The organism is Microbacterium meiriae, assembly GCF_032364335.1.
GTDB classification, from domain to species: domain Bacteria; phylum Actinomycetota; class Actinomycetes; order Actinomycetales; family Microbacteriaceae; genus Microbacterium; species Microbacterium meiriae.
On sequence record NZ_CP133984.1, the window covers coordinates 42,815 to 67,392 of the forward strand.

Annotated in this window: 23 protein-coding genes; 13 read left to right on the forward strand and 10 right to left on the reverse strand. The window is 70.3% G+C overall.

Features of this window, described 5'->3' with window-relative positions; all coding sequences use genetic code 11:
• Positions 1-69: 69 nt before the first annotated feature.
• Together RI211_RS00220 and RI211_RS00225 are read right to left on the reverse strand one after the other, a co-directional pair.
• The gene (locus RI211_RS00220) at positions 70-1,254 is read right to left on the reverse strand and encodes a zinc-dependent alcohol dehydrogenase (protein ID WP_315636843.1); all 1,185 of its coding nucleotides are present in this window, start codon (positions 1,252-1,254) and stop codon (positions 70-72) included.
• 103 nt (positions 1,255-1,357) lie between these two features.
• Positions 1,358-2,686 (reverse strand): cytochrome P450, encoded by a 1,329-nt coding sequence (locus RI211_RS00225; protein ID WP_315636796.1) that lies wholly within the window; start codon positions 2,684-2,686, stop codon positions 1,358-1,360.
• Positions 2,687-2,835: 149 nt separating this feature from the next.
• On the opposite strand from RI211_RS00225, the gene RI211_RS00230 reads away from it, so the two are divergent.
• Positions 2,836-3,273 carry an SRPBCC family protein gene (locus RI211_RS00230; RefSeq protein ID WP_259954156.1) on the forward strand — a complete coding sequence of 146 codons (438 nt, stop codon included), beginning with the start codon at positions 2,836-2,838 and terminating at the stop codon, positions 3,271-3,273.
• 15 nt (positions 3,274-3,288) lie between these two features.
• On the opposite strand, the gene RI211_RS00235 is transcribed toward RI211_RS00230, so the two are convergent.
• Positions 3,289-4,110: a shikimate 5-dehydrogenase gene (locus RI211_RS00235; RefSeq protein WP_315636797.1), complete on the reverse strand. Its 822-nt coding sequence runs from the start codon at positions 4,108-4,110 to the stop codon at positions 3,289-3,291.
• A gap of 481 nt (positions 4,111-4,591) precedes the next feature.
• Between RI211_RS00235 and RI211_RS00240 the strand changes: the two genes are divergently transcribed.
• Positions 4,592-4,798 (forward strand): cold-shock protein, encoded by a 207-nt coding sequence (locus tag RI211_RS00240; RefSeq protein WP_017203899.1) that lies wholly within the window; start codon positions 4,592-4,594, stop codon positions 4,796-4,798.
• A 91-nt stretch (positions 4,799-4,889) separates the two neighbouring features.
• On the opposite strand, the gene RI211_RS00245 is transcribed toward RI211_RS00240, so the two are convergent.
• Entirely contained in the window at positions 4,890-5,555 is a 666-nt protein-coding gene (locus RI211_RS00245) for an HAD hydrolase-like protein (protein WP_187662826.1), read from the reverse strand.
• 144 nt (positions 5,556-5,699) lie between these two features.
• Here RI211_RS00245 and RI211_RS00250 point away from each other — a divergent pair, with 144 nt between their 5' ends.
• Positions 5,700-5,948 carry a response regulator gene (locus RI211_RS00250; protein WP_315636798.1) on the forward strand — a complete coding sequence of 83 codons (249 nt, stop codon included), beginning with the start codon at positions 5,700-5,702 and terminating at the stop codon, positions 5,946-5,948.
• 3 nt (positions 5,949-5,951) lie between these two features.
• On the opposite strand, the gene nucS is transcribed toward RI211_RS00250, so the two are convergent.
• Both nucS and RI211_RS00260 read right to left on the reverse strand, forming a co-directional pair.
• Positions 5,952-6,647 carry an endonuclease NucS gene (gene nucS, locus RI211_RS00255; protein WP_060923428.1) on the reverse strand — a complete coding sequence of 232 codons (696 nt, stop codon included), beginning with the start codon at positions 6,645-6,647 and terminating at the stop codon, positions 5,952-5,954.
• Between the two features lie 35 nt (positions 6,648-6,682).
• On the reverse strand, positions 6,683-7,534 hold the full coding sequence (locus RI211_RS00260) for a GAP family protein (protein ID WP_315636799.1): 852 nt from the start codon (positions 7,532-7,534) through the stop codon (positions 6,683-6,685).
• 117 nt (positions 7,535-7,651) lie between these two features.
• Between RI211_RS00260 and RI211_RS00265 the strand changes: the two genes are divergently transcribed.
• Together RI211_RS00265 and RI211_RS00270 are read left to right on the forward strand one after the other, a co-directional pair.
• A complete protein-coding gene (locus RI211_RS00265) occupies positions 7,652-8,848 on the forward strand; it encodes a sensor histidine kinase (protein WP_315636800.1) in 1,197 nt (398 codons plus the stop codon).
• Positions 8,845-9,489: a response regulator gene (locus tag RI211_RS00270; RefSeq protein WP_187662830.1), complete on the forward strand. Its 645-nt coding sequence runs from the start codon at positions 8,845-8,847 to the stop codon at positions 9,487-9,489. Before RI211_RS00265 ends, RI211_RS00270 begins: the two co-directional genes overlap by 4 nt.
• Positions 9,490-9,491: 2 nt before the next feature.
• Here RI211_RS00270 and RI211_RS00275 read toward each other — a convergent pair whose 3' ends face one another.
• The gene (locus RI211_RS00275; RefSeq protein WP_259954142.1) at positions 9,492-10,730 is read right to left on the reverse strand and encodes an MFS transporter; all 1,239 of its coding nucleotides are present in this window, start codon (positions 10,728-10,730) and stop codon (positions 9,492-9,494) included.
• A 60-nt stretch (positions 10,731-10,790) separates the two neighbouring features.
• Between RI211_RS00275 and RI211_RS00280 the strand changes: the two genes are divergently transcribed.
• The gene (locus tag RI211_RS00280) at positions 10,791-11,852 is read left to right on the forward strand and encodes a LacI family DNA-binding transcriptional regulator (RefSeq protein ID WP_315636801.1); all 1,062 of its coding nucleotides are present in this window, start codon (positions 10,791-10,793) and stop codon (positions 11,850-11,852) included.
• A 13-nt stretch (positions 11,853-11,865) separates the two neighbouring features.
• Here the strand turns inward: RI211_RS00280 and RI211_RS00285 are convergent, their stop codons facing one another.
• Positions 11,866-13,368 (reverse strand): hypothetical protein, encoded by a 1,503-nt coding sequence (locus RI211_RS00285; protein ID WP_315636802.1) that lies wholly within the window; start codon positions 13,366-13,368, stop codon positions 11,866-11,868.
• Between the two features lie 121 nt (positions 13,369-13,489).
• Between RI211_RS00285 and RI211_RS00290 the strand changes: the two genes are divergently transcribed.
• From RI211_RS00290 to RI211_RS00320, 7 genes are all read left to right on the forward strand, one after another.
• Complete coding sequence (locus RI211_RS00290) at positions 13,490-16,462, forward strand: Na+/H+ antiporter subunit A (protein WP_315636803.1); 2,973 nt, start codon at positions 13,490-13,492, stop codon at positions 16,460-16,462.
• Positions 16,462-17,052, forward strand: a complete 591-nt coding sequence (locus RI211_RS00295; protein ID WP_232089137.1) for a Na(+)/H(+) antiporter subunit C — start codon at positions 16,462-16,464, stop codon at positions 17,050-17,052. The genes RI211_RS00290 and RI211_RS00295 overlap by 1 nt, the downstream gene beginning before the upstream one ends.
• Positions 17,049-18,602, forward strand: coding sequence for a Na+/H+ antiporter subunit D (locus tag RI211_RS00300; RefSeq protein WP_259954137.1), 1,554 nt, complete (start codon positions 17,049-17,051; stop codon positions 18,600-18,602). Before RI211_RS00295 ends, RI211_RS00300 begins: the two co-directional genes overlap by 4 nt.
• Complete coding sequence (locus tag RI211_RS00305; RefSeq protein ID WP_315636804.1) at positions 18,599-19,192, forward strand: Na+/H+ antiporter subunit E; 594 nt, start codon at positions 18,599-18,601, stop codon at positions 19,190-19,192. The genes RI211_RS00300 and RI211_RS00305 overlap by 4 nt, the downstream gene beginning before the upstream one ends.
• Positions 19,189-19,458: an MrpF/PhaF family protein gene (locus tag RI211_RS00310; protein WP_187662839.1), complete on the forward strand. Its 270-nt coding sequence runs from the start codon at positions 19,189-19,191 to the stop codon at positions 19,456-19,458. Before RI211_RS00305 ends, RI211_RS00310 begins: the two co-directional genes overlap by 4 nt.
• Positions 19,455-19,844, forward strand: a complete 390-nt coding sequence (gene mnhG / locus RI211_RS00315) for a monovalent cation/H(+) antiporter subunit G (protein ID WP_071328007.1) — start codon at positions 19,455-19,457, stop codon at positions 19,842-19,844. Before RI211_RS00310 ends, mnhG begins: the two co-directional genes overlap by 4 nt.
• A 397-nt stretch (positions 19,845-20,241) precedes the next feature.
• The gene (locus tag RI211_RS00320; protein ID WP_315714461.1) at positions 20,242-21,024 is read left to right on the forward strand and encodes an endonuclease domain-containing protein; all 783 of its coding nucleotides are present in this window, start codon (positions 20,242-20,244) and stop codon (positions 21,022-21,024) included.
• A 41-nt stretch (positions 21,025-21,065) separates the two neighbouring features.
• Here RI211_RS00320 and RI211_RS00325 read toward each other — a convergent pair whose 3' ends face one another.
• Positions 21,066-21,827, reverse strand: a complete 762-nt coding sequence (locus tag RI211_RS00325; RefSeq protein WP_315636806.1) for an alpha/beta fold hydrolase — start codon at positions 21,825-21,827, stop codon at positions 21,066-21,068.
• 35 nt (positions 21,828-21,862) lie between these two features.
• On the reverse strand, positions 21,863-24,502 hold the full coding sequence (locus RI211_RS00330) for a penicillin acylase family protein (protein WP_410505982.1): 2,640 nt from the start codon (positions 24,500-24,502) through the stop codon (positions 21,863-21,865).
• Between the last annotated feature and the right edge of the window lie 76 nt (positions 24,503-24,578).

Sequence of the window (24,578 nt, forward strand, 5' to 3'; positions counted from 1 at the left end):
GATGTCAACCTAGGTTGCTGGCAGCGATGCTGTCAACCCGGGTTGCTTCTGGAGCCCCTCGACGATCCGTCAGGCGGCGGAGGGGTGCAGCACGACCTTGATGCAGCCGTCCTTCTTCTCCTGGAACGTCCGGTACAGGTCCGGGGCGTCCTCCAGGGCCGCGTGGTGCGTCGTCAGATCCATCACGCCGAGCGGGTCGGACGGGTCCTCCACGAGCGGGAGGATGTCGTCGATCCAGTTCTTCACGTTGCACTGTCCCATGCGCATGCTGATCTGCTTGTCGAACAACGTCTTCATCGGCAGGATGTCGGCGTCGCCGGCGTACACACCGCTCAGCGAGACCGTGCCCCCACGACGGACGGCGTCGATCGAGGCGTACACGGCGGCGAGACGATCGATCCCGGCCTTGTCGAGCATCTGCCGTGCCGCGGGATCGGGCAGCAGTCCGACCGCCTTCTGCAGGAACTCCACGCCGCTGTTGCCGTGCGCCTCCAGGCCCACCGCATCCACGACCCCGTCGGCACCACGACCCTCGGTGGCATCGCGGATCTCCTCGACGGCCGTGTCCGTGAGGTCGAGCGTCTCGATGCCGTGCCGTTCCGCCATCGCGCGCCGCTCCGCCACCGGCTCGACCGCGATGACGCGGTGGCCGCGGTGCCGGGCGATCCGGCTGACGAACTGCCCGACGGGGCCGAGTCCCATCACCGCGAGGGTCCCGCCCTCGGGAAGCTGCGCGTACTCCACGCCCTGCCATGCGGTCGGCAGGATGTCGCTGAGGAAGAGGTAGCGCTCATCGGGCAGGTCCGGCCCGACCGGGATGTGGTTGTAGTCGGCCAGCGGCACGCGGAGGTACTCGGCCTGCCCGCCGGGGACCTGGCCGTAGAGCTTGGTGTAGCCGAAGAGCGCCGCGCCGCTGCCGTACTTGCGCACCTGGGTCGTCTCGCACTGGGACTGCAGCCCGCGGAGGCAGAAGAAGCACACCCCGCACGAGATGTTGAACGGGATCACGACGCGGTCGCCGGGCTTCAGCTTCGTGACGTTCGCGCCGACCTCCACCACGACGCCCATGGGCTCGTGCCCGAGGATGTCCCCGCGGTCGAGGAACGGGCCCAGCAGTTCGTAGAGGTGCAGGTCGGATCCGCAGATGGCCGACGAGGTGATCCGGACGATGGCGTCCGCCGGCTGCTGGATGACCGGGTCGGCGACCTCCTCCACCGTCACGTTCCGCTTGCCCTGCCAGGTGAGTGCCTTCATCATGTCCTCCACGTCTCGATATCCGTCGTCCCTCCACGCTCTCGGGCGAGCGGCAGCATGGCCACCCGGTTGACAGGTCGTGGACGACGTGCGATCCCAGGACTCAGTGGAACGGGCAGCCGCGCCCGGAACCGGCGGCACGCACCCGCCCACCCGAGGAGGGCTTGGTGGGAAGGCGGCGGCGGTTCACGTCGAGTCCCTCGTCGAGCACCGTCAGCTCCGGGTCGCTCAGCACCGCGACGGCGGCGGAGAGGCCGGCGATGACGAGCCTCTCCCCAGGGCAGCGGTGTCCGGTGGCGACGTCGCCCCCGCCCTGCGGGACGAAGGTCACGAGGTCCTCGTAGTCGTCCACGTCGGTGAAGCGCTCGGGGGCGAAGCGCTCGGGGTGGGACCACGACCGCCCATCCGTGTTCGTGCCGAGGATGTCGAGCACGACCCGGCCACCCTCCGGGACGGTCACGCCCTCGATCTCGACCTCGGTGGTGGTGCGACCAGGCAGCATCGGCACGAACAGCCCCGTCCGCCGCACCTCCTGCGCGAACATCGTCGCCAGGGTCCCCCCGACCAGGGCCCCGCGCTCGGAGGTCTCGGCGGCGATCCGAGTGCGCCATTCGGGGTGATCGTGCAACTGCTTCGCGGCGAAAGCCACGAACCGCGCGGCGGCGATCATCGGGCGGATGCTGTTCTGCAGCTCGACGCCCGCCACCTGCGCGGGCAGGAGCTCTCCGGTCTCGTCGCGGTGCGCGGCCCACAGGGCGAGCGCGGTCCCGTCGGGGGCCGACAGATCGCCGGCGCGGACGGCTTCGATGAGACGTCGCGCATGGCGGTCGGAGAAGATGCGGTTCGCGAAGGCCTCGACATAGGCGGGGGAGTAGGGAGCACCGAATCCGTCGACGATCTGCGCGAGTCGGGCTGCCCATCGGGTGTGCGCCGCGGCCGTGCCGGGCAAGCCCGCCCAGCGCATCATGGCGCGACCGAATGCACCGACGGCGGCGTCGTACGCGGTCCGGGTGCCGCCGGCGCGCCAGTCCTCGAGCTCCGCCGCCCACTCCCGTTCGAGGAAGGGCGTGAGCCGCTCGACCTGGGCATCCTCGTACGCGGCCTCCACGAAGGTGGCTTTGCGGTGGCGGTGCGCCGCGCCGTCGAGCGCGTGCACCGAGCCGTGCCCGAAGAGCGGTTCGCGGATGACCCCCGGCATAGCGCCGGCGCGGGCGATGCGGCTCTCGTCGTAGAACAGCTCCACCCCCTCGGCTCCGCGGACGAAGGCGGCGGGGTGCCCGAGGAGGCGCATCGGGGCGGAGCGGGCGCCGGGGCGGGCTCGGCGCCAGATGCGCTCGCCGAAGTCGTAGCCCCGGGTGAGCAGCGACGGCGAGTCCTCGTGAAGGACCGCGTCGAGGCCGTCGGACAGTCGGGAAGTCAGTCGCTGAAGCATGATCCGACCCTGTCACGTGGCCGCGAGGGGGCCCAAGGGGGAGGCGACTTCGGATCGATTGTGCTAGCCGGGCTGTCGGTGCCGCCGATGTCAAGCACCTGTCCGACCGACGCTCGGAGCACCCAGGATGGGCAGGGAACGGAGGAACTATGGCCACCAACACCCGCGACCTGACATGCAGCACTCATGACGTGTTCCGCGTGCTGGCGAACGGCTGGCTCTACCCCGCGTGGGTGGTCGGCGCGTCCCGCATGCGTGACGTGGACGACTCCTGGCCGGCGGCCGGGGCCCAGCTGCACCATTCGGTCGGCACGTGGCCCGCGCTCCTCGACGACACGACGGAGCTGGTCGAGTGGCACCCTCCGCACCGCGCCGTGATGCGGGCACGCGGCTGGCCGGTCGGCGAGGCGCAGGTGACGATCCGCGCGCGGTCGACTCCGACCGGATGCCAGGTGCGCATCGATGAGGAGCCGGTGAAGGGCCCGGCGACGATGGTGCCCCGGTTCCTGACGACGCCGATGCTCCGCTGGCGGAACGCCGAGACGCTGCACCGCCTCGGCTACCTGGCCGAGGGTCGCGCGTCCTGACCCGGGCTCATCGCCTCACGCTCCCGCCCGCATGAACTCCTCGGCGGCGCGCACCTGCTCTGCGGACGGACGGATCCCGGTGTAGAGGACGAACTGCTCGAGCGCCTGTCGCGTCGCGACCTCGGCGCCCGTGATCACCGTCTTGCCCGCGGCCCGACCGGCGGCGATGAGCGGGGTCTCGGCGGGCAGGGCGACGACGTCGAACACGACCCCAGCGGCGTCCACCGTGGACTCGGGGAAGGCGAGTGCGTCCGCCTCCGCACCCCCGGCCATGCCGATCGGGGTGACGTTCACGATCACGTCGGCGGTGGTGTCTCCGACCTCCGCGCGCCAGGCGAAACCGTACAGCTCGGCGAGGGCACGGCCCGCGGATGCGTTCCGGGCGACGATCGTCACGTCCGTGAAGCCGGCATCGCGGAACGCGGCCGCCGTCGCCTTCGCCATGCCACCCGAGCCGCGCAGGAGCACGGACGACCCCGGATCGAGGTCGTTCTCCGCGATCAACTGCGCGATCGCCGAGTAGTCGGTGTTGTGGGCCGTGAGCACGCCGTCATCGTTCACGATCGTGTTGACGGAATCGATGGCCTGCGCCGAGGGGTCCATGCGGTCGACGAGGGCGATGACGTCCTCTTTGTAGGGCATCGAGATCGCGCACCCGCGGATGCCGAGGCCGCGCACCCCCGCGATGGCCTGCCTCAGATCGGTCGGAGCGAAGGCCTTGTAGATCCAGTTCAGACCGAGGGCTTCGTACAGATGGTTGTGGAAGCGCGTGCCGTTGTTGCTCGGCCGTGCCGACAGCGAGATGCAGAGCGTCATGTCCTTGTTCAGCATGGTCACCGATTCAGGCTACCCCTGCGTCTGTCAAGGTCCATGGCGGGAGATCGCGTACTCCCCTAGGGTGAAAGTGCATGCAAGGGGATCGATCGTCTACGCCTCTCCCCAGGAGGCGGAGGCCCTCCCCACGGGCCGGACGATCCGTGCATGCGATTGGGCCCTCTCGAGTAGTTCAGTCCCCAATGAACTCCTCGAGAGGGCCGCTCTCCGGCCGGTCGCCACGAAGATTTTTCAGATTTGTCCCCCAAAAGGGGGACAAGAAGCGCGTGGAGGGGTTAGGCTGTTTCTGACGCACCCTCCGGTCGTCTTCGGCCCTCATCGCTCCCCCCGCGGTGAGGGCCACACCATTTTCCGGGCGCGTCCGCTCATGCAACATTTGGATTACCTTCTCGCAACGACTATTCCGCTGGGGGTCCCCTCCACTAGCGTTAGCGATGTCGGTGCACCCCTGCGTCGGCTTCTACATCAGCAGAACAGGCAGTACATGAGCACCCAGGGCACGGTCAAGTGGTTCAACTCGGAGAAGGGCTTCGGCTTCATCTCCCCCGACGACGGAGGCGCTGACGTCTTCGCGCACTACTCCGCCATCCAGTCATCCGGCTACCGCTCTCTCGAAGAGAACCAGCGGGTCGAGTTCGATGTGGCGCAGGGCCCCAAGGGCCTGCAGGCAGAGAACATCCGCCCCGTCTGAGGCGGAAGCAACACCGGGAACTCCCCGTCGGAATCACGCGCAGGCGCTGACCCGGCGGGGAGTTTCGTCTTCCCTGGCGGCCTCGGGCGGGTCAGGGCAGGAGGAGTGCGCGCAACTCGTCGACGGTCGCGACGCGGAACGCCGCGTCGTCGCCCTCATGCGGGTCGCTGAATCCCCAGCCCACGAAGATCACGGGCACGCCGTTGGCGAGACCGCCCTCGACGTCATGGTGCCGGTCGCCGACGAGGACCGGGCGGGAGGTGTCGGCGCCGAGTTCGCGCAGCCGTCGCAGCGCCTCGGCGACGATGTCGGTCTTGGAGGCGAGGGTGGCCTCGTCCGGCGTGGCGCCCACGGTCGTGAGGAACGACGGCCGGAGTCCGAAGTGATCGACCAGGGCGTCGACCTGGTTCTCGGGCTTCGAGCTCGCCGTCGCCTGGGGGACACCCGCCGCGTGCAGGTCGTGGATCAGCTCGGCGACGCCCGGATACGTCTGCACGTCGGTCGTGTACCCGTCGGCCTTGCCGAGGGTGCGGTAGAACGCCACGGCCTCGGCCGACTGCTCCGGCGTCATCCCCGCCTGGTCCTGGAAGGACTGGAACATGGGAGGACCGATCCAGTGCACGAGCTCTTCCCGCGTCGGCGCCGGGTGGCCGAAGTGCGTCAGGGCGATGTTCAGGCGACGCAGGATCCCGACCGAGGCGTCGACGATGGTCCCGTCGACGTCCCAGAGCACACACGAGTAAGGCGAAGAGGGCATGCCTCCAGCCTAGGGTCCCGCGAACGGGTGCCCGCCCGTCCTGCACAGGTGTGCACGAAACGGATTTATCCACCGAACACGTGAACACCCTTCACGTCGACCTAGAGTCGTGACAGCGGCGGGATCACGGGTGAGAATGGGGGCATGTACGTGTCGGTGGAAGTCATCACGATGCTGGCGACGGCCGCGACGACTCTCGTCGCGATCATCAGCGGGTTCGGCTGGATGATCGGTCGGATGGACGCGCGGTTCGCCGCGATGGAGACGAAGGTCGACGCGAGGTTCGCGATCCAGGACGCGAAGTTCGACCGGATCGAGCACGAGCTCACCGAGGTGAAGATCGCGATCGCGCGGCTCGAGGGTCCGCAGCCGCGCCTGGTCTCGACGCGCTGAGGATCAGAAGAGGCGGGGGATGCCCGACTCGATGCCCTTCATGTCGTCGTAGTCGAGCACGAGGCAGCGGATTCCGCGATCCTCGGCGAGGACGCGGGCCTGCGGCTTGATCTCCTGGGCGGCGAACACGCCCTGCACCGGAGCGAGGTGGGGGTCGCGACCCAGGAGCTCGAGGTAGCGGGTGAGCTGCTCGACGCCGTCGATGTCGCCGCGGCGCTTGACCTCGACCGCGATCGCCACGCCGTCGGCGTCGCGCACCAGCAGGTCGACCGGGCCGATGGCCGTGGGGTACTCGCGACGCACCAGGGTGGCACCCTCGGCGACGCGGTCCACCTGCTCCGCGAGCAGGCGCTGCAGGTCGGCCTCGACGCCGTCCTTCTGCAGCCCGGGGTCGATCCCGAGCTCGTGGCTGGAGTCGTGGATGACTTCGTAGATCTGCACGCGGAGGGCATCGCCGGTCTTCTTGTGGGTCACCCGCCACACCTCGACGACGCCGGCGCCGGCCTCCTCCTCGCCCGGTTCCTCGGTCGCGAGCACGCACGGCGGGCTCATCCAGTTCAGCGGCTTGTAGCTGCCGCCGTCGGAGTGCACGAGCAGACTCCCGTCACCCTTGTGCACGAGCAGGCGGGTGGCGAGCGGAAGATGGGCGTTGAGCCGACCGGTGTAGTCGACCGAGCAGCGGGCGATGACGAGACGCACCCGACGAGCCTACTTCGTCGTCGCCGTGGTCGCTGTCAGAAGATCGCGCCGAAGAGCCCGAGCTCGGTGGCGGCCGACCGGGCGATGAGGAAGCCGATGATGCCGATGATCCAGGCGGTGTTCTCCGCGCCCGTCCGCTCCATCCAGGAGGCGAAGCGCTCCAGCGGCCGCTGCACGAGCGGGGCCGCCACCAGTCGCAGCACGAGGAGCACGACGGCCGGCGCGATCATGAGCGCACAGTATCCGGCCAGGGACAGGATCCGCAGCGAGGTGTCGACGCCGGCGTCCGCCAGCATCGTCATCGCCACGATGTAGGGGAGCATCGTCGCGACCTCCACGAGGCCGGCGGCGATGGCGACGGCCATGACCGCGAACCCGCGCGTCTTCGGGTCGAGCAGCCGTTCCCGCCAGCGGGTGATCCGTCCGGGCCGGGGCGCGGCCGTCGCGGTGGCGGCGGACGGAGCGGGAGGTTGCATCTGCGCGCCCGATGCCGACACGGGGTCTCTGCCCGGCATGCCGGGATCCGGCGTCGCGACGGCGGCCATGGGCGCCCCGCCCGGCGCTGCTTCGGCGGGCTTCGTCGGCATCACGAACGCCGTGACGAGGAGGGCGGCGCCGACGACGAGGCGGGTGATCATTCCCGCCGGGGAGCCCAGGAAGTCGGAGGCGACGTCGACGAGGTTCACCAGCCCCCACAGGAAGAGGAGTCCGACCACGAGATAGAACACGGCGATCGTCGCGAGATAGAGGAGGATCCGCCCGGCGCGCACACGCCCGGGGTGCAGCAGCAGGAAGACCGGGATGAGCAGTGTCCCGACGCTCAGACCGTCGATGAGCGCGAGCACGGCGAGGGAGAGGGGCAGCGGCAGCCCACCGAAGAGTTCCATGCCTTTACGATCCCGACCCCTGGGCGAACGCGGATCGGGCGAAAGTCGGGGGTCGTTCAGACCCCCCTCATCCTTTGGTCGGATGCGACGGAGTGCGGGCCGTGGTTGCATGAGGGCATGCACGATCCGGCCGACGGAGGGCCCGCCGCCTGGTACCGGCGGCACCGATGGTGGGTGGACCCCGTCGGCATGGCCGTCCTCGCGACGATCATGGCTGCTCTCGGGTTCCACGGGATCTGGGGGCCCTTCTCGCTGCTGCCCGAGGACGTCTCGCCGTGGTGGGCGCTGGTGCTCGCCATCCCCGCCTGCGCTCTGGCCCTCGGCAAGCGTCGGCACCCGTGGACCGTGCTGGCCCTCGTCACCGTGCTCTTCGTCACCGACCTTGTCACCGTCGGCGGCGTCGGGACGCTGGTGGTGCTGCTGGACGTGATGTGGACCGCGGCCTTCCTCGCCGGCCCGCGTGGGCGCCGCGTGCTGCTGGTGCTGCTGGGCACGGCGACCATCGCGCTCTTCCTCGCCGCCCTGCTCATCTCGGGGGCAGAACCACCGGTCGCGCTGCTATTCGGCGTGCAGTTCGGAGCGATCTTCGGCACCGACTACTGGTGGGCGGTGGCGGTGTCGCAGGCGCACGAGCTGGCCGAGCTGCACCGTCAGCGGGCGGAAGACGCCGCGGCGACCGCCGCCAGAGACCGGGTGCAGGCGGTGCAGCGCGAGCGGGAGACCATGGCCACGGAGTTGCACGACGTGGTGGCGGGGCACGTGATGGCGATGGCCATCCGGGCCGAGGCGGCGCTCGCTGCTCCGCCGGACCGGTCGGACGACCGTGCCGCGCTGCAGGCCGTGCGGGATGCCGGGCTGGACGCGCACGGAGCCCTGCGCACGATGATCGGGGTGCTGCGCCGCGGCGACGGCGCGCTCGCTCCGACGCCGGGGTGGGCCGACCTCGACCGCCTCGCCGCCGAGGCCCGGCGCTCGGGGCTGGACGTGCGGCTCGCCGTCGACGATCCGGGCGCGCTCGGCGGGGGCGGGGAGCAGGCGGTGGTGCGGGTGGTGCGCGAGGCGCTGGGAAACTGCGTTCGCCATGCCAACGGCGCGGTGGTCGAGGTCACGATCGGTCCGGCCGACGGGGCGGCCAGCGTCGCGGTGCGGTCGCGAGGCGGGGCGCCGACCGCGACCGCCGGGCAGGGCGGCGACGGGTGGGGGCTGCAGATGCTGCGGGAGCGCATCACCGCCCTGGGCGGGACGTTCCGGGCCGGACCGGAGCCCGACGGCTGGCTGGTCGAGGCACGACTGCCAGTGGAGGTGCGGGCATGACCGCGCCGACCGTGCTGCTCGCCGACGACCACGGCGCGATCAGGGCGGGCCTGCGCATCATGCTGGAGACGCACGACATCGCCGTGGTGGGCGAGGCGGCCGACGGGGAGGTCGCGGTCCGCAACGCGGCGGCGCTCCGGCCGGACGTGGTCCTCATGGACCTGCGCATGCCGGGACGTGACGGGGTCTCGGCCACCCGCGAGATCGTGGAGCGCGGACTGGGAGATGTCCTCGTGCTGACGAGCTTCGACGAGGATGAGCTCGTGCTCGCGGCGATCCGCGCCGGGGCCGTCGGCTTCCTCCTGAAGACCGTCGACGCGCCGACCCTCGTCCAGGCCGTGCGTGCTGTCGCTGCCGGAGAGGGGGCGCTGGACCCGCGGGTCACCCGGCGTGCGCTCGCCGCGGTGGCGGCGTCCGCCTCGGAGCCGCCGCCGATGACGACGTTCGTGCTCCCGGAACTGACGCCGCGGGAGCGGGACGTCCTCGACGGGATCCTGCAGGGGTGGTCGAACGCCCAGCTCGCCGCGCGCCTGAAGATCTCGGTGCCGACCGTGAAGACCCACGTGTCGAACGTGCTCACCAAGCTCGGGGCGCGTAGCCGGTCACACGCGGCCGCGTTGGTGCGCGGTGTCGAGGACTGAGGTCAGCGCTCGGTGGTTGGAACCGCTGGAGCCTTCTCCTCCGTGCGGAGCGGCCGGGCGGCGCCGGAGAACAGGCCCGAGAGCACCACGAGCGCGACGAGGATGAAGAGCGTGTTGAGCAGCCCGATGTGCTCGCTGATGACGCCGAGCACGGGAGGGCCGCCGAGGAACGCCACGTAGCCGATCGTCGCCGCCGCACTCACCCGTGCGGCGGCCTTGGCCGGGTCGTCCGCCGCCGCCGACATGCCGAGGGGGAAGCCGAGCGACGCGCCGATGCCCCACAGGGCTGCGCCGACGAGGACCAGCGGCAGTGTGGGCGCGAGGATGAACAGCAGGATTCCGGTGGCGGCCGTCGCGGCCAGGATGCGCAGCACCAGCACCCGGCCGAACCGGTCGACCAGCGGTCCGCCGAAGAGGCGCACCACCGTCATCCCGACGGAGAACACCGCCAGGGCGACGGCCCCCGTGCCCTCCGCGAACCCGTGCCCCTGCTCGGTGCCCAGGGCGATCCAGTCGTTGGCCCCGCCCTCCGCGAAGGACATGCCGAGCATGACGGTTCCCAGCAGGTAGGTGCGGGGTTCGCGCCAGGCCTCGAGGGCGGTGTGCATCCGCTGACGGAACGGGGGCTTCTCGTGGTCCTCGGGGTCGAGCGCGGCCTCGCGCACCGGCACCTGGAAGAAGCAGACGACGGCGATCGCGGCGATGAGGACGCCCATCGAGACGGCGTGCGTGCCGACGTCGACCTTGAGCGCCGCGGCGAGGGCGCCGATACCGGCGCCGAGCACGGTGCCGAAGCTGAAGAACGCGTGGAAGACCGGCAGGATGGTGCGGCCCATCTGCTGTTCGATGGCGGTGGCCTCGACGTTCATCATCACGTCGACGCAGCCGTTGCCGAAACCGAAGAGCACCATGCCGATGAGCACGACAGGCACCGACCCGAAGACGGTGGCGCCGAGGCCGACGAGCGCGATGCCGGTCGCGAACGTGAGCATCGCCAGGAGCATGCCGCGTCGCGCGCCGGTCCGCGCCATCACCGCGGGGCTGGTGGAGATGCCGAGGATGGACGCGACGCCCATGCCGAGCAGGATGAGGCCGACCTGCGCGTTGTCGAGGTCGAGCGCCTCCTTGATCCCCGGCACGCGGGAGGCCCAGGTCGCGATCGAGAGGCCGCTGGCGAGGAAGATGGCGAAGATCGCGGTGCGCCAGCGCACGAACTGCGAGCGGGTGAGGGCGGTGTCCATGGCGGACAGCCTATCGAATCGATTCGACCTTCGGTGACGGAACCGGGCTATCCTCGGAGTATGACCAGGGAGACGCCGCGACGGCCCACGATCGCCGATGTGGCTCGCGAGGCGGGGGTCGCCACCTCGACCGCGTCCGTCGTCTTCAGCGGCAAGGCCAAGGTCGCACCCGCCACCCGGGACCGGGTGCTCGCCGCCGCGACCGACCTCGGCTACGCCGGCCCCGATCCCCGCGCCGCCTCCCTCCGGCGCGGGCGCAGCGGCATCGTGGCGGTGGTCCTGGAGGGACATCTGCGCGCGGCGTTCCTCGATCCGGTCACGACCGCGATGATGGACGGCCTCACCGACGGCCTGGCCGACCTCAGCGCCGGGATCCTCCTCATGCGCGACGAGCCGGGCGAGGACGGCTCTGCCATCGCGAGCGCTCCCGTCGACGCCGTGGTGCTCATCGGATGCTCCGGGCGCACCCGCGCGTCCCTGGAGATCGTGCTCGGACGCGGTCTCCCGGTCGTCGTCATCGAGGGCGATGCGGGGCTCGATGTGCCGCGCATCACGCTGGACAACGTCGCCGCCTCCGCGGACATCGCCCGTCACGTGCGCGACCTCGGTCATCAGGACGTCGCGCTCGTCACCCTCTCGCTGGACGCGGAGCGCGAGCGCACCCTCATCACGCCGGAGCGGTTGGCGAACGCGACCGTCGACGTGACGGTCGACCGTCTCGCCGGGATGCGTGAGATCTTCCCCGACGCCCCGGCGATCTCGGCCTCCGGAAGCCTCATCGACGAGGGCATCCTCGTCGGGCGGATGCTGCTGGCCGATCCCGCCACCCGGCCGACCGCCGTGCTCGCGCAGAGTGACCTGCTCGCCGTCGGTGTGATCCGCGCCGCGGAGGAGCTCGGACTCCGTGTCCCCGAAGACCTCTCGGTCGCCGGGTTCGACGGGATCCCGCTCGACGGCCTCGGCGATCTCACCCTCACCACGAGCGTGCAGCCCGCGGTGGAGAAGGGCAGGGCCGCCGGGGAGCAGGTCGCCCGGATGCTGCGCGGGGAGCCGGGCGTGACCCAGGACCTGCACTGCGTGTTCCGTGCCGGCACGACGACCGCACCGCCCCCCTCGCGCTGACAGCGCGCACCGGTCACGAACGCGCGGGCCCGAGGGGAAGCGTCGCCGGCGCGTAGTCGAGGATGCGGTACCGCCCGCACTCGACGAGGGCGGTGGGCTCCGCGGTGGTCGGCAGGTTCCACGGCACGGTCTGCGTGTCCTCGACGAGGAACGACACCGCACCCACGGCGAAGTCCCGACGGTCGACGAGCCAGGCGTAGCCGTGCAGCTCGTGGTCGACCTGCACGAGCCGGGCGGGATCCGACGCGTGCAGCTTGGGCAGTCGGACCGTCCAGAACTGTCCCGCACCGGTGCGCCCCGACGCGTCCACCCAGTCGGTCACGCAGGCGAGATCGCGGTCGGGCGCGCTCGCCGCCTGCACGATGCGCGGCACGGCCGCCGCGCTGCCGACGAGGAGGGCGATGGCGACGACGGTGGGGACGACGCGAGTCACCGCGGCTCGCGGCATCCGGACGCGCGGGAGTGCGACGAGGGCGAGGATCGGGGCGAACACGAGCGGCTGCAGGTACCGGGCCGCGTGGGTTCCCGCCGCGATGCCGCCGACGATCACGAAGAGCGGGAGGACCCAGGCTGCCATCGCCACGAGGCGGATGCCGCTGTCCGACGCGTGCGCCGTCCGCACGATCGCGAGCACCGTCAGCGTCAGGATGACGACCGCGGCCAGCACGCCGCCGGGGGTGGACAGGCGCTCGATCGCGAGTCCCGCGTAGTACTCGACGGCGTGGGCCCACTCCGAGGGCTGCACGTAGCCCGCGCCGGAGTTCGCGATCCATGCCGAGAACGGAATGCGACCGAGGAAGCCCAGAGCGCTGCCCCCGACCAGGGCCCCGATCAAGGCCGGCGCGTGACGCCGGACTGGGGGCGCAGCGAGGGAGACAGCGCCGAGGATCAGGGAGAGCGGCACCGTGGCCCATGCGGCGAACAGCGGATTGCTCATGGTCGCGACCGCCGCGACCGCACCGAGGGCGATCACTGGCGTCACGCCTCCAGAGGTGTCGTCGAGGACGCGCCGACACAGAGCCACGGCGAGGAGCACGCCCACGACCGTGGCCGAGTAGTACGTGGTCGTCAGCATCAGCGACGCGAGCTCGAGCGCGTCGCGCGACGTCGACGACTCGGTGAGGATGAGGAGACAGAACGTCGCGAGGGCCGCGACCGACCAGGCGACCGGTGCCCGACCCTCGACGCGCCGACCGGCGGCGAGGCGGATCGCCCCGTAGAGCGCGAGCACGTTCACCACCGCGTTGGCCGCCAGCACGCCGTCCACGTCGAAGGGCAGCACGGCGTCGAGGGCCGTGAACACCGCGATCTCAGGAAGGAAGAGCACACTGGACATCGCCCAGTCGCCCCCGCCGCCGTCCAGGATCGATCGGGCGACCAGAGCCACGATCAGCGAGTCCCCGTCGTCGAACATCAGCGTCGACCGGGGTGACGACGCCAGGTATCCGACGACGATCAGCGCGAGTCCCAGCGCGGCCACCCACCCCGCCAGCTCCCGCCCCCGGACCCGCCGCATGCGACCACTCTGACACGCGATCTCGAAGCTCGCGGAGCCGACAGGCGCCTCGGCCCGGTAAACTGGACGGACACCGCCCGCCTGAGCCGTACGGCCGACGAGCCCCCGAGGAGCCGCGTATATGCTGATGCTCCTCGCAGTGTTCCTTCTCGGGTCGCTCTTGATGCCCGTTCTGGTGCGCTGGTTGGGAGCTCAGGCTTTCGCCGTCGCCGCCCTCGTCCCGGCCGCCGCGTTCGTGCACGCCCTCGTGCTCACGCCGCAGGTGCTCGACGGTCCGGTCCCGTTCGTCTCGGTGCCGTGGATCCCGCAGCTCGGGCTGAACCTGTCCATGAACATGGACGTCCTCGGGTGGGTGCTCACGCTCATCGTCACCGGCGTCGGCGCGCTCGTGCTGCTCTACTGCCGCTGGTACTTCCACGACGAGGCGGCCGGGATCGGGCAGTTCGCGGGCGTCCTCCTCGCCTTCGCCGGCGCGATGTACGGTCTCGTCCTCACCGACGACCTCGTGATGCTCGTGATGTTCTGGGAGGCCACGAGCATCCTCTCCTACCTCCTCATCGGCCACTACCGACGCCGCGCCGCCAGCCGACGTGCCGCGCTCCAGGCGCTCCTGGTGACTACGCTCGGCGGACTCGTCATGTTCGTCGGCGTCGTGCTCCTCGTCGTCGACGCGGGGACATCGAGCATCCGGGAGATCCTCGCGATCGCGCCGACCGGTCCGATCGTCGATGCGGCGATCGTCATGCTCCTGATCGGCGCCATCAGCAAATCGGCGCTCTTCCCCTTCCACTTCTGGCTCCCGGGCGCCATGGCGGCCCCGACGCCGGTCAGCGCCTACCTGCACGCCGCGGCCATGGTGAAGGCCGGCATCTACCTCATCGCCCGCTTCGCACCCATCTTCGCGTTCAGCCCGACGTGGCGGCCGATCGTGCTCACCCTCGGCATCCTCACGATGCTCCTCGGGGGCATCCAGGCGCTGCGGGAGACCGACCTCAAGCGTGTGCTCGCGTTCGGCACGGTGAGCCAGCTCGGTTTCTTCGCTGTCGTCGTCGGCTACGGCACGCAGGCGGCCGCCCTCGCCGGCATCGCGCTGGTGATCGGGCACGCGCTGTTCAAGTCGGCGCTGTTCCTCATCGTCGGCGTCATCGACCGCCAGCTCTCCACCCGTGACGTGACCGAACTTTCCGGCGTCGGCCGGCAGGCGCCAGTCATGGCCACGGCCGCGTTCATCGCCGTGGCCTCGATGGCCGGGGTGGCTCCGACCATCGGATTCGTGGCGAAGGAGTCGACGCTCACGGCGCTGCTGGATGATGCGCTGGGCGGCTCCGTGTGGGGTCTGGTCGCCCTGATCGGCGTCGCGCTCGGATCCATGCTCACCGCGGCATATGGTGTCCGCTTCCTCTGGGGCGCGTTCTGGACCAAGCGCGACGCCGATGGACAGCGGCAGCCCGACACGGTCTGGCCCGATCCGCCGGTCGGCTTCCTCTCGGCACCGATCATCCTCGCCGGGGTGACGCTCGCCGCGGGCATCGGCGCCCCGGCCCTCGACGTCGCCCTGCAGCCCTATGCGCTGACCGCCACCCCCGGACTCGACCACGAGGGCGCGGCCGTCGAGGGCCCGGGACACCTCGCGCTCTGGCACGGCCTCGAACCCGCTCTCGGCATCTCGATCCTGTCGATCCTGCTCGGCATCGGCCTCTTCCTCCTCACCCGCCGGACCGGGTGGGACCGTCGTCCGCGACTGCTGCCGTTCACGGCCGCCGACGCCTACTACGTGGTGATGCGCGGCATCGACCGGCTCTCGGTGCTGAGCACCACGCTCACCCAGCGGGGTTCGCTGCCCGTCTACGTGGGGACGATCTTCGTCGTCTTCGTCGCCGCCGAGGTCACCGCGCTGGTGGCGAGCGACATCGACCGCTATCAGCTCTCGCTCTGGCACACGCCGGCTCAGCTCGCCGTGGCCCCGATCATGGCCGTCGCCGGCGTCGTGGCCGTGCGGGCCCGCAAGCGCTACACCGGCGTCGTGCTCGCCTCCGTCACGGGCCTGGGCATGGTCGTCCTCTTCGCGACCAGCGGAGCACCGGACCTCGCGCTCACCCAGATCCTCGTCGAGACGGTGACCATGGTGACCTTCGCCCTGGTGCTGCGCCGCCTTCCTGCGCGGATGGGCGAGCACAACGCCTCCGTCAGCCGCATCCCGCGCGCCCTCCTCGGGGTCGGCGTCGGCCTGACCATGGCGTTCGTCGCCGTCGTCGCGACCCAGTCCCGCGTGGCCGACCCCATCTCGGCGATCTTCCCGGAGATCGCGTACGAGATCGGCCACGGCAAGAACGTCGTGAACGTGGCGCTGGTCGACCTCCGCGGTTGGGACACGATGGGCGAGCTGTCCGTGCTCGTGCTCGCCGCGACCGGTGTCGCCTCTCTCGTTTTCGTGACCCACCGCGCCGACCTGCTCGCCGCCACGAAGACCCTGCCCCGCTCGGTGCGGAAGTCGGCACGGAGCCGGCCGCTCGTGGAGACCACGGACGGTGTGCGCTTCCAGACCGCGGAGAACCGCTCGGCACCGCGCGCCTGGCTCGTCGGCGGCCAGAAGATGAAGCCGGAGAACCGGTCGATCCTGCTCGAGGTGATCGTCCGGATCCTGTTCCACACGATCATCGTGGTGTCGATCTTCCTGCTCTTCGCCGGGCACAACCTCCCCGGCGGAGGCTTCGCTGGCGGGCTCGTCGCGGGCATGGCCCTCGTGATGCGCTACATCGCGGGAGGCCGCTGGGAGTTGGGCGCCGCCGCGCCGACCGATGCCGGAAGACTCCTCGGCGCGGGCCTCATCCTCGCCGTGGGCACCGCCGTCGTGCCGCTGTTCTTCGGCATGGCGCCGCTCACCAGCACCTTCTGGGAGTGGGAGATCCCCGGTATCGGGCATATGGAGTTCGTCACCTCGACCATCTTCGACATCGGCGTCTACCTCGTCGTGATCGGACTCGTCCTCGACGTGCTCCGCAGCCTCGGCGCCGAGGTCGACCGGCAGGCGGCGCTCCGCCCCGGTGAGAGCACCGCCGTCGACTTCTCCTCGAGGACCGGGGGGAACGGCTGATGGACGTCTCGCTCGCCCTCATCGCGATCATGGCCGTGCTCTTCGCCTGCGGCGTCTACGCGATGCTGGAGCGCAGCCTCACCCGCGTCCTCATCGGCTTCCTCCTGCTCGGGAACGCTACGAACCTGCTCCTGCTCATCGTCATGGGCGTACCGGGGAACGCACCGTTCTTCGGCACGGAGGGCGACCTGAGCGACCCGCTGCCCCAGGCGCTGACGCTCACCGCGATCGTCATCACGTTCGCCGTCTCGGCCTTCCTGCTGGCGCTCATCTACCGCTCCTGGCAGCTCGGTCAGGCGGACACGGTCGAGGACGACGAGGCCGACATCGCGCTGCGGGAGCGCACCGACGAAGACGAAGACCTCATGGACGACGAGTCCGAGACGGACGACGACGACGCCACGACCGACTTCGTGGGCGTGCAGACCGCGCCCATCACCGTCCTGCACATGCGCGACAACCCGGCGATCCACGATGACGCGCCGTACGACGCGCCGTACGTGCCCGAGCCGGAGCCGGAACCCGACGGCGCGGACGAGGCCGACGCGGACCGGGACGACGACACGACAGACGGGGAGGGCAGGCCATGACCACGCTCGTCCCCCTCCTCGTCGCCCTGCCGCTCCTCGGTGCCGCGATCACCCTCGTCTTCGGTCGCAACGCGCGCCTGCAGGTGTTCGTCACGGTCGCCACGCTCGCGGTCGTGTCCGTCATCGCGGCCGTGCTGCTCGTCGTCGTCGATGCAGGCTCCCCCCTCGCGGTCTCCGTGGGCGGGTGGCCGGTGCCCTTCGGCATCGTCCTCTACGTCGACCGCCTCGCCGCCCTGCTGGTGCTCGTCTCCAGCATCGTGCTGCTCGCGGTCCTCCTCTTCTCCATCGGCCAGGGCGTCGCGGACGGTGCGGACGAGACCCCGATCTCGATCTTCAACCCCTCGTACCTGATCCTCGCCGCCGGCATCTTCAACGCCTTCATCGCCGGCGACCTGTTCAACCTGTACGTCGGGTTCGAGATCCTCCTGGTCGCCTCGTACGTGCTCATCACCCTGGGCGGCACCGAGTCCCGCATCCGCACCGGGGCGGTCTACATCGTCGTCTCGCTCGTGTCGTCGATCCTGTTCCTCGCGTCGATCGCGATGATCTACGGTGCCCTCGGCACGGTGAACATGGCCCAGATCGCCGAGCGCATGTCGGAGCTCCCACAGGACACGCAGCTCGTCCTGCACCTCATGCTCGTGGTCGCCTTCGGGATCAAGGCCGCGATCTTCCCCGTGTCGTTCTGGCTGCCCGACTCCTACCCGACGGCCCCCGCGCCGGTCACCGCCGTGTTCGCCGGCCTGCTGACCAAGGTCGGCGTGTACGCGCTGATCCGGACCGAGACGCAGCTGTTCGCCTCGAACAGCATCGACACCCTGCTGCTCATCATCGCGCTGGCGACCATGGTCGTCGGTGTCCTCGGCGCCGTCGCGCAGGCCGAGCTCAAGCGGATCCTGTCGTTCACGCTCGTCAGCCACGTCGGCTACATGATCTTCGGTCTGGCGATCGCGACCCCGGCCGCCATCGGCGCGACCGTGTACTACATCGTCCACCACATCGTCGTGCAGACCACCCTGTTCCTCGCGGTGGGACTCATCGAACGTCGGGCGGGCAGCACGTCGATCCTGAGGGTCAAGGGCCTGCTGAAGATCGCCCCCGTCATCGCGCTGCTGTACTTCATCCCCGCCATCAACCTGGGCGGTCTGCCGCCGTTCTCCGGGTTCATCGGCAAGTTCGCCCTGTTCGAGGCCGCGGCCTCCGTGGGCACGCCGCTCATGATCGTGCTCATCTTCGGCGGCATCATCACCTCGCTGCTCACCCTGTATGCGCTCATGCGCGCCTGGAACCTCGCCTTCTGGCGCGAGGAGGAGGACTCGACCGAGACCGAGGGCCGCATCTCCTACCTCACCGGAGCCCCCGCCGCGGATGAGCAGCAGGAGCGCCGGCACATCCCGAGGATCATGACCATGGCCACCGCCGGCATGGTCACCGTCACACTGGCCCTGACGATCTTCGCCGGACCGCTGTACGCTCTGTGCGACCGTATCGGGGCGGGCCTGTTGCAGCCGGTCAACCTCGTACAGCTGGAAGACGAGGTGGAGGGATGAGGCCCGAGACCAAGCGCGTCTGGCGGGACATCGGCATGCAGCTGCCGTTCCTCGCCTGGCTGATCGTGCTGTGGATGCTGCTGTGGGCCCAGTTCACGGTGCTGTCCTTCCTCACGGGACTCGTGGTGGCGATCTTCGTGACGCGGGTGTTCCGCCTCCCCACGGTCGAGCTCTCGGGGCGCGTCAACCTCTGGTACGGGGCCCTGTTCGTCGTGCAGTTCCTGTTCGCGATCCTCCGCGGCGCGCTCTCCGTGACGGCGCAGGTGTTCGACTTCCGTCGCCAGCCGGGTACCGCCATCGTCGCGGTACCCCTCCGCTACGCCGACGACCTCGTCATGACCCACGTCGCCGTGGTGTCGTCGCTCATCCCGGGCTCCCTCGTCGTCGAGGCCGACCGCGACCGCGGGATCCTCTATCTCCACGTGATCGGCGTGCGCAGCAAGGAGGACGTCGAGAAGCAGCGGCAGGGCGTCCTCGGCTGGGAGAAGCGCATCGTCCGGGCGCTCGGCAACCCGACCCAGTACCGTGCGCTCAAGGCGGACGAGCGCGTCGGCCGCATCGACCCCGCGACGATCGGCGGTGCCCGATGAACACCCTGCTCCTCATCATCCTCGCCGTGTTCGCCGTGGCTGCGATCCTCGCCGTGATCCGCATCGTCCGCGGCCCCTCGATCCTCGACCGCGCCGTCGCTGCCGACGTGCTGCTGACCGAGGTCATGTGCGTGCTCGGCGCCGAGATGGCCATCAACGGCCACACCCGCAACATCCCCGTGCTCCTCATCATCGCGGCGGTCGGCGTGTTCGGGTCGATCGCGGTCGCCCGGTTCGTCGCGAGAAGGGACAACACGACACCATGAACGTGTTCGGTCTGATGATCCCGGATGCCGTCGTCGATGTGGCGGTGCTCGTCCTCATCCTGCTCGGGGCGATCCTCTGCCTCTCCGCCTCCGTGGGGCTCCTGCACTTCCGCGATGTGCCGACGCGACTGCACGCCGCGACGAAGCCCCAGGTGCTCGGGCTGCTGCTGATCTGCGTCGCGATCGCTCTGTCGCAGCGGTCGATCGGCGGCGTGCTGTTCGGTCTCGTGCTCGTGGCGCCCGTGGTGCTCATGCAGTTCGCGACCGCCCCCCTGTCCGCGCACATGGTCGGTCGCCAGGCCTACCGCAACGGCACGATCGAGCAGCGGGGTCTCGTCGTCGACGAGCTCGCCGAGTCGAAGCAGACCCCTCCCGCCGCCGGCTGACCGCCTCGGCGCCGACGTAGCCGGTCCGCCCGCTGTCGGTTCACAACTCAGGAGATCTGCGGCGTCATCGGGCCGCGCGTGCGCTCAGGTCGGATGGGGGACGGATTCTCCTGAATTGTGAACGCCGTGCGCGGCCCCCACTTCTCCTCCACCGCCTCGCGATCCGGAGCGGCCACTCCACATCCGGCCTCACTCCCCGTCCCGCCGTGTCGCGCCGGGCATCCTCCGGGATGTGATCGCCCACTCCGGACCCCAGCGCGCAGCAGAGGTCTTCGACTCCACGGTGTTCAGTCGAGCGGATCTTCGCTCCGCGGGGCTGAGGGGGCGCGAGCTGACCGCCCTGGTGCGGAGCGGGCGGCTTCTGCGACTGCGCCGGGACCGATACGCCCGCCCGGATGTGGATCCTGTCGTCGCGGAGGCCGTGCGGATCGGAGGTCGCGTCACCTGCGTCTCCCTTCTCCAGATGCTCGGGGTGTTCGTGCTCGCGGCCCACGGTGTGCACGTGCAGGTCGAGCCCCATCGCTCGCGGTTGGGGCGTCGAGACGCGGAGGCTCACAGGGTGCACTGGGCAGAGGACGGCGCAGCGAGTACGCTGCACGTCACGTCCCTGGATGCGGCCGTACGGCATGCCGTCCGATGCCAGTCGCCTCGGGCGTCGGTGGCCACCCTGGACAGCCTCCTCCATCAGCGCCTCGTCACGATGGACGAACTGCGCGCGATCTTCGCTCGGCTGCCGCCGCGGTTCGGCGCGGTGCTCGCCCTGGCCGACGCGTCATCCGAGTCGGGGCCGGAGACCTTCGTGCGGCTCCTCCTCCGGTCGCTCGGTGCCTCATTCGAGACACAGGTCCACATCCCCGGCGTGGGTCGAGTCGACTTCGTCGTCGATGGATGGCTGATCGTCGAGTGCGACAGCCGCGCCTTTCACGAGGGATGGGCGAAGCAGCAGCGGGATCGTGCGCGGGACATGGCGGCCGCTCGTCTCGGCTATGTCACGATCCGGCCGCTCGCCGCTGACATCCTCTCCGACCCCGCAGGCACGCGAGAGGCGCTGCGGGAGGTTATCGAGGCGCTCGGGCCCCGGCTCGTCGGCGCTCGCCGTTCACAACTCAGGAGAAAGGGCAGCCGCAGCCTGCCTCGGCCGCCGAACCGCCCCAACGCGCCGCGATCTCCTGAGCTATGAACGGTCGACGGACCCGAGGGGCGCGGGCAGCGATTCGAAGGCTAGGTGCGGGCGGCGAAGGCCTCGATCAGGCGGGCGGCGGGCTCCGAGTCGCTGATGAGGGTGCCGTGGCCGTGGTCGGGGATGACGGCGAGCTCCGCGCCGGGGATCGCGTCGAGGATGACCTGGCACCAGCTCATCGGCGCCAGCGGGTCGTCTTCCCCGCGCAGCACCAGCACCGGGCACTGGATGCGCACGAAGGCCTTCTCGGGCTTGTGCACGATGGTCGCGCGCATCTTGCGGATCAGATGCGGGCCGCCGCGAAGGTACTCCCGGGCACCGCGCCAGATGACGAGCGGTCGTTCGCCCACGAGGTCCTGCAGCAGGTATCGCGCCTGGGCGCCCACGTTCCGGGCGGCCTTGTCGACGGTCGGACCCGCCAGCACGACTCCGGCGACGAGGGTGGGATGCCGGGCGGCGAGCTCTGCGGCGATCTGACTCCCCATCGAGTGCCCGATGACCACCACCGGGTCCGCGTCGACGTACCGGAGGTAGGCGGCCACCAGATCGGCGTGCCGCTGCATGGTCAGGGTGCGTGTGGGCTCAGGCGCCTCGCCGAAGCCGGGGAGGTCGAGCGCGATCACCCGCCCCTGCAGTCGCTGGGTGAGGTCGAGGTAGACGCTGCGCCCCATGCCGATGCCGTGCAGCAGGAGGTAGGTGGGCGGTCCGTCGCCGAAGGTCTCGGCGATCAGGGTCGCTCCTCCGTGCTCGAACTCCAGGAGGGTGGCCGGCGTCCCCTTCGGGGCGAGGTAGCTGGTGGGCACCTGTCCACGCTAGCCGAGCACTCTCCACGCTCCTCTCAGCCGGCGGGCGTGAGCGTCAGGGTGTCGACCGCTGCCGCCTTGACGGCCTTCGGTGTGAACGCCCACGACCGCTGCACCCCCGTCGACCAGTCCGTGGTCTGATCGACGTAGTGCTCGTGGAAGGCGTGCCCTGAGGCTCCGGTGAGGTGGATCCACGTCGAGTCGTCGAAGTCGGCGAGATCGACGACCATCCGCATGGAGGGCACGGTGGTTGTGGCGTACGAGACGCCGAGCTGCCACCCGGTCGCATCGACCACGGAGGCGCCGCCGCCGACCGGATACGGACCACGGTTGAAGAGGGCCTCGATCGGGGCGATGCCTGACGAGCCGAACGTGTCGCTCGTGAGGGTGAGGGCATGCAGATCGCCCCAGTTCCACCGCGCGACGTCCGTGCCCTGAAGCGCGGACAGCTCGTCGTACGCCTCTTCGGCCGACAGTGCGAGCATCTCGTCCCGGCCCTCGACATCGAGCTGGGGGTTGCTCCACAGCGGGTCCGCCGGGTTCTCCAGCATCGCTCCGACGACGGTGAACAGCCGGCCCTGACCGTCGATCGGCAGCGGCTGCTCGCGCTCGGCGAAGATGTTCTGCACGAGGTTCGACCAGAGCACGTTCGCGTACGCGGCGCCCGCCGACGAGGCGCTGTTCTGCGCGTCCCAGCCGCGGAGCAGCTCGACGGCCTGCTGCGGACCCGCTCCCTCGACCTCGATGTCCTTCATCGCGGCGACGAGCTGCGTGCCGATCCACATCTCGCCGTCCATCTGGATGTCCCGCATGTCGTCGGCCGTCAGGGGCCCGGCCGCGGCCCGGCGCTCGATGAGGTGGGCGATGCGGGCGGCGCGGTATCCCTGGTCCCAGTCTCGGGAGAGGAAGTGCTCGTAGTCGTCGGTCACGATGGCGTTGTTGGCCGTGACGATGTATCCGGAGCTGGGGTTGTACGACACCGGCAGTTCCTCGAACGGGATGTACCCGGTCCAGTCGTAGCTGCTGTCCCACCCGGGCTGCGGCATCCAGCCGTCGCCGGCACCGCGGATCGGGAGGCGGCCGGGGGTCTGGTAGCCGATGTTGCCGTCGACGTCGGCGTAGATGAGGTTCTGCGCCGGGACGTCGAACAGGGAGGCCGCGCGGCGGAAGTCCTCGAAGTCCTGGGCGGTCGACAGCGCGAAGATCGCCGTCGCGGTGGTGCCGGGGTCGAGCGCCGTCCACCGCAGGCTCACCGCGTACTCGGCGGCATCCGAGCCGGGAGCGGTCGGAACGGCGCCCTCCGCGGTGAGCCCCGGCGTCGGGTCGTCCGCGATGCCGGTGAAGTCATCCGTGAGGCCGGAGATGATCGGTCCGTGCACGGTGGAGCGGATAGTGAGCTCGATGTCGTCCCCGCCGGCGACCTCGATGGTCTCCGTGCTCTCCTCCAGCGGCACGAGCTCGCCGTCGCGCCAGTAGGAGTCGCCCTCGATGCGCTCGACGTACAGGTCGGTGACGTCGGTGGTGAGGTTCGTGAAGCCCCACGCCACGCGCTGGTTGTGTCCGATGACGATGCCCGGAAGCCCCGAGAAGGAGAACCCGCCGACGTCGAACGGGCAGTCCTCGTCCACCGTCGAGCACTTCAGCTGCACCTGATACCAGACCGACGGGAGCGAGGCGCCGAGGTGCGGGTCGTTGGCCAGCAGCGGCATCCCGGATGCGGTGAGGTCCCCGGAGACGACCCAGGAGTTGGAGCCGATCCCCTCGCCGACGTCGCCGACGAGCACGCTCGCCGCTTCGATGACGGACGACGTCTCCTCCCACTCCACCGTGGTGAGCGCCTGCTGCGCCTCGTCGTCGCCCTCGGGCACGGTGAAGGCGGCGGGCTCAGCGCCGGTCTCCAGCGGCGGGACCGTGGAGATGGTGGGCACGATCACGGGGTTCCGGTCGAACGGGTAGTCCGGATAGAGCGTGCCGAGCAGAGCCTCCACATCGACCTGCGGGTCCTCGGCGAGCTGCCCCGCGAGGAGCGCCCGCTCGGTCTCGTCCTCGACGTTGGTGCGGAGGTCCCAGGCCATCGCCTTCAGCCACGCCACCGAGTCCGCGGGTTCCCACGGCTCCGGATCGTAGTCGGGGTTCTGCAGCCCGAGGACCGCGTACTCGAGCGAGAGCTCCGCGCCCGAGCGGGAGGACAGGTAGGCGTTGACGCCGTCCGCGTAGGCCTCGTAGTAGCCGCGGGTGACGTCGTCCATCGCCTCGACCTCGGCCTCGGCGGTCGTGCGCCAGCCCAGCGTGCGCAGGAACGCGTCGGTGCCGGCCTGGGAGGCGCCGAACAGCTCGGCGACTCGGCCGGAGGTGACGTGCCGGCGGAAGTCCATCTCGAAGAATCGGTCCTGCGCGTGCACGAAGCCTTCGGCGAAGAAGAGGTCGTCCGAGGAGTCGGCGGTGATCGTGGGGACGCCGCTGGCGTCGCGCTGCACCGTGACCTCCGCTTTCAGCCCCTCGAGCGTCGTCGAGCCGGAGGTCTGCGGGAAGGAGCGCTGGATCGTCCAGGTCACGAAGAACGCGCCCGCGACGGCCACCACCACGAGGGCGGCGACCACGAGGAACGCGAGGCGTCCGATGCGAGCGCCGAGGGAGGGGCGCGGGGAAACGGCGGACGCCGTCGAATCGGTCATCATCGTCGAGAACTCTTTCGGGTAGCCAGGTGAGACTCAGTCCCACCGAGCCCCAGTGCGCGTTTCACGGGTACGC

Excerpts from the sequence above, each read along its gene's own strand:
- RI211_RS00220 (WP_315636843.1), bottom strand. The coding sequence starts at position 1,254 with ATGAAGGCACTCACCTGGCAGGGCAAGCGGAACGTGACGGTGGAGGAG.
- RI211_RS00225 (WP_315636796.1), bottom strand. The coding sequence starts at position 2,686 with ATGCTTCAGCGACTGACTTCCCGACTGTCCGACGGCCTCGACGCGGTC.
- RI211_RS00230 (WP_259954156.1), top strand. The coding sequence starts at position 2,836 with ATGGCCACCAACACCCGCGACCTGACATGCAGCACTCATGACGTGTTC.
- RI211_RS00240 (WP_017203899.1), top strand. The coding sequence starts at position 4,592 with ATGAGCACCCAGGGCACGGTCAAGTGGTTCAACTCGGAGAAGGGCTTC.
- RI211_RS00245 (WP_187662826.1), bottom strand. The coding sequence starts at position 5,555 with ATGCCCTCTTCGCCTTACTCGTGTGTGCTCTGGGACGTCGACGGGACC.
- RI211_RS00250 (WP_315636798.1), top strand. The coding sequence starts at position 5,700 with ATGTACGTGTCGGTGGAAGTCATCACGATGCTGGCGACGGCCGCGACG.
- RI211_RS00260 (WP_315636799.1), bottom strand. The coding sequence starts at position 7,534 with ATGGAACTCTTCGGTGGGCTGCCGCTGCCCCTCTCCCTCGCCGTGCTC.
- RI211_RS00265 (WP_315636800.1), top strand. The coding sequence starts at position 7,652 with ATGCACGATCCGGCCGACGGAGGGCCCGCCGCCTGGTACCGGCGGCAC.
- RI211_RS00270 (WP_187662830.1), top strand. The coding sequence starts at position 8,845 with ATGACCGCGCCGACCGTGCTGCTCGCCGACGACCACGGCGCGATCAGG.
- RI211_RS00275 (WP_259954142.1), bottom strand. The coding sequence starts at position 10,730 with ATGGACACCGCCCTCACCCGCTCGCAGTTCGTGCGCTGGCGCACCGCG.
- RI211_RS00280 (WP_315636801.1), top strand. The coding sequence starts at position 10,791 with ATGACCAGGGAGACGCCGCGACGGCCCACGATCGCCGATGTGGCTCGC.
- RI211_RS00285 (WP_315636802.1), bottom strand. The coding sequence starts at position 13,368 with ATGCGGCGGGTCCGGGGGCGGGAGCTGGCGGGGTGGGTGGCCGCGCTG.
- RI211_RS00290 (WP_315636803.1), top strand. The coding sequence starts at position 13,490 with ATGCTGATGCTCCTCGCAGTGTTCCTTCTCGGGTCGCTCTTGATGCCC.
- RI211_RS00295 (WP_232089137.1), top strand. The coding sequence starts at position 16,462 with ATGGACGTCTCGCTCGCCCTCATCGCGATCATGGCCGTGCTCTTCGCC.
- RI211_RS00300 (WP_259954137.1), top strand. The coding sequence starts at position 17,049 with ATGACCACGCTCGTCCCCCTCCTCGTCGCCCTGCCGCTCCTCGGTGCC.
- RI211_RS00305 (WP_315636804.1), top strand. The coding sequence starts at position 18,599 with ATGAGGCCCGAGACCAAGCGCGTCTGGCGGGACATCGGCATGCAGCTG.
- RI211_RS00310 (WP_187662839.1), top strand. The coding sequence starts at position 19,189 with ATGAACACCCTGCTCCTCATCATCCTCGCCGTGTTCGCCGTGGCTGCG.
- mnhG (WP_071328007.1), top strand. The coding sequence starts at position 19,455 with ATGAACGTGTTCGGTCTGATGATCCCGGATGCCGTCGTCGATGTGGCG.
- RI211_RS00330 (WP_410505982.1), bottom strand. The coding sequence starts at position 24,502 with ATGACCGATTCGACGGCGTCCGCCGTTTCCCCGCGCCCCTCCCTCGGC.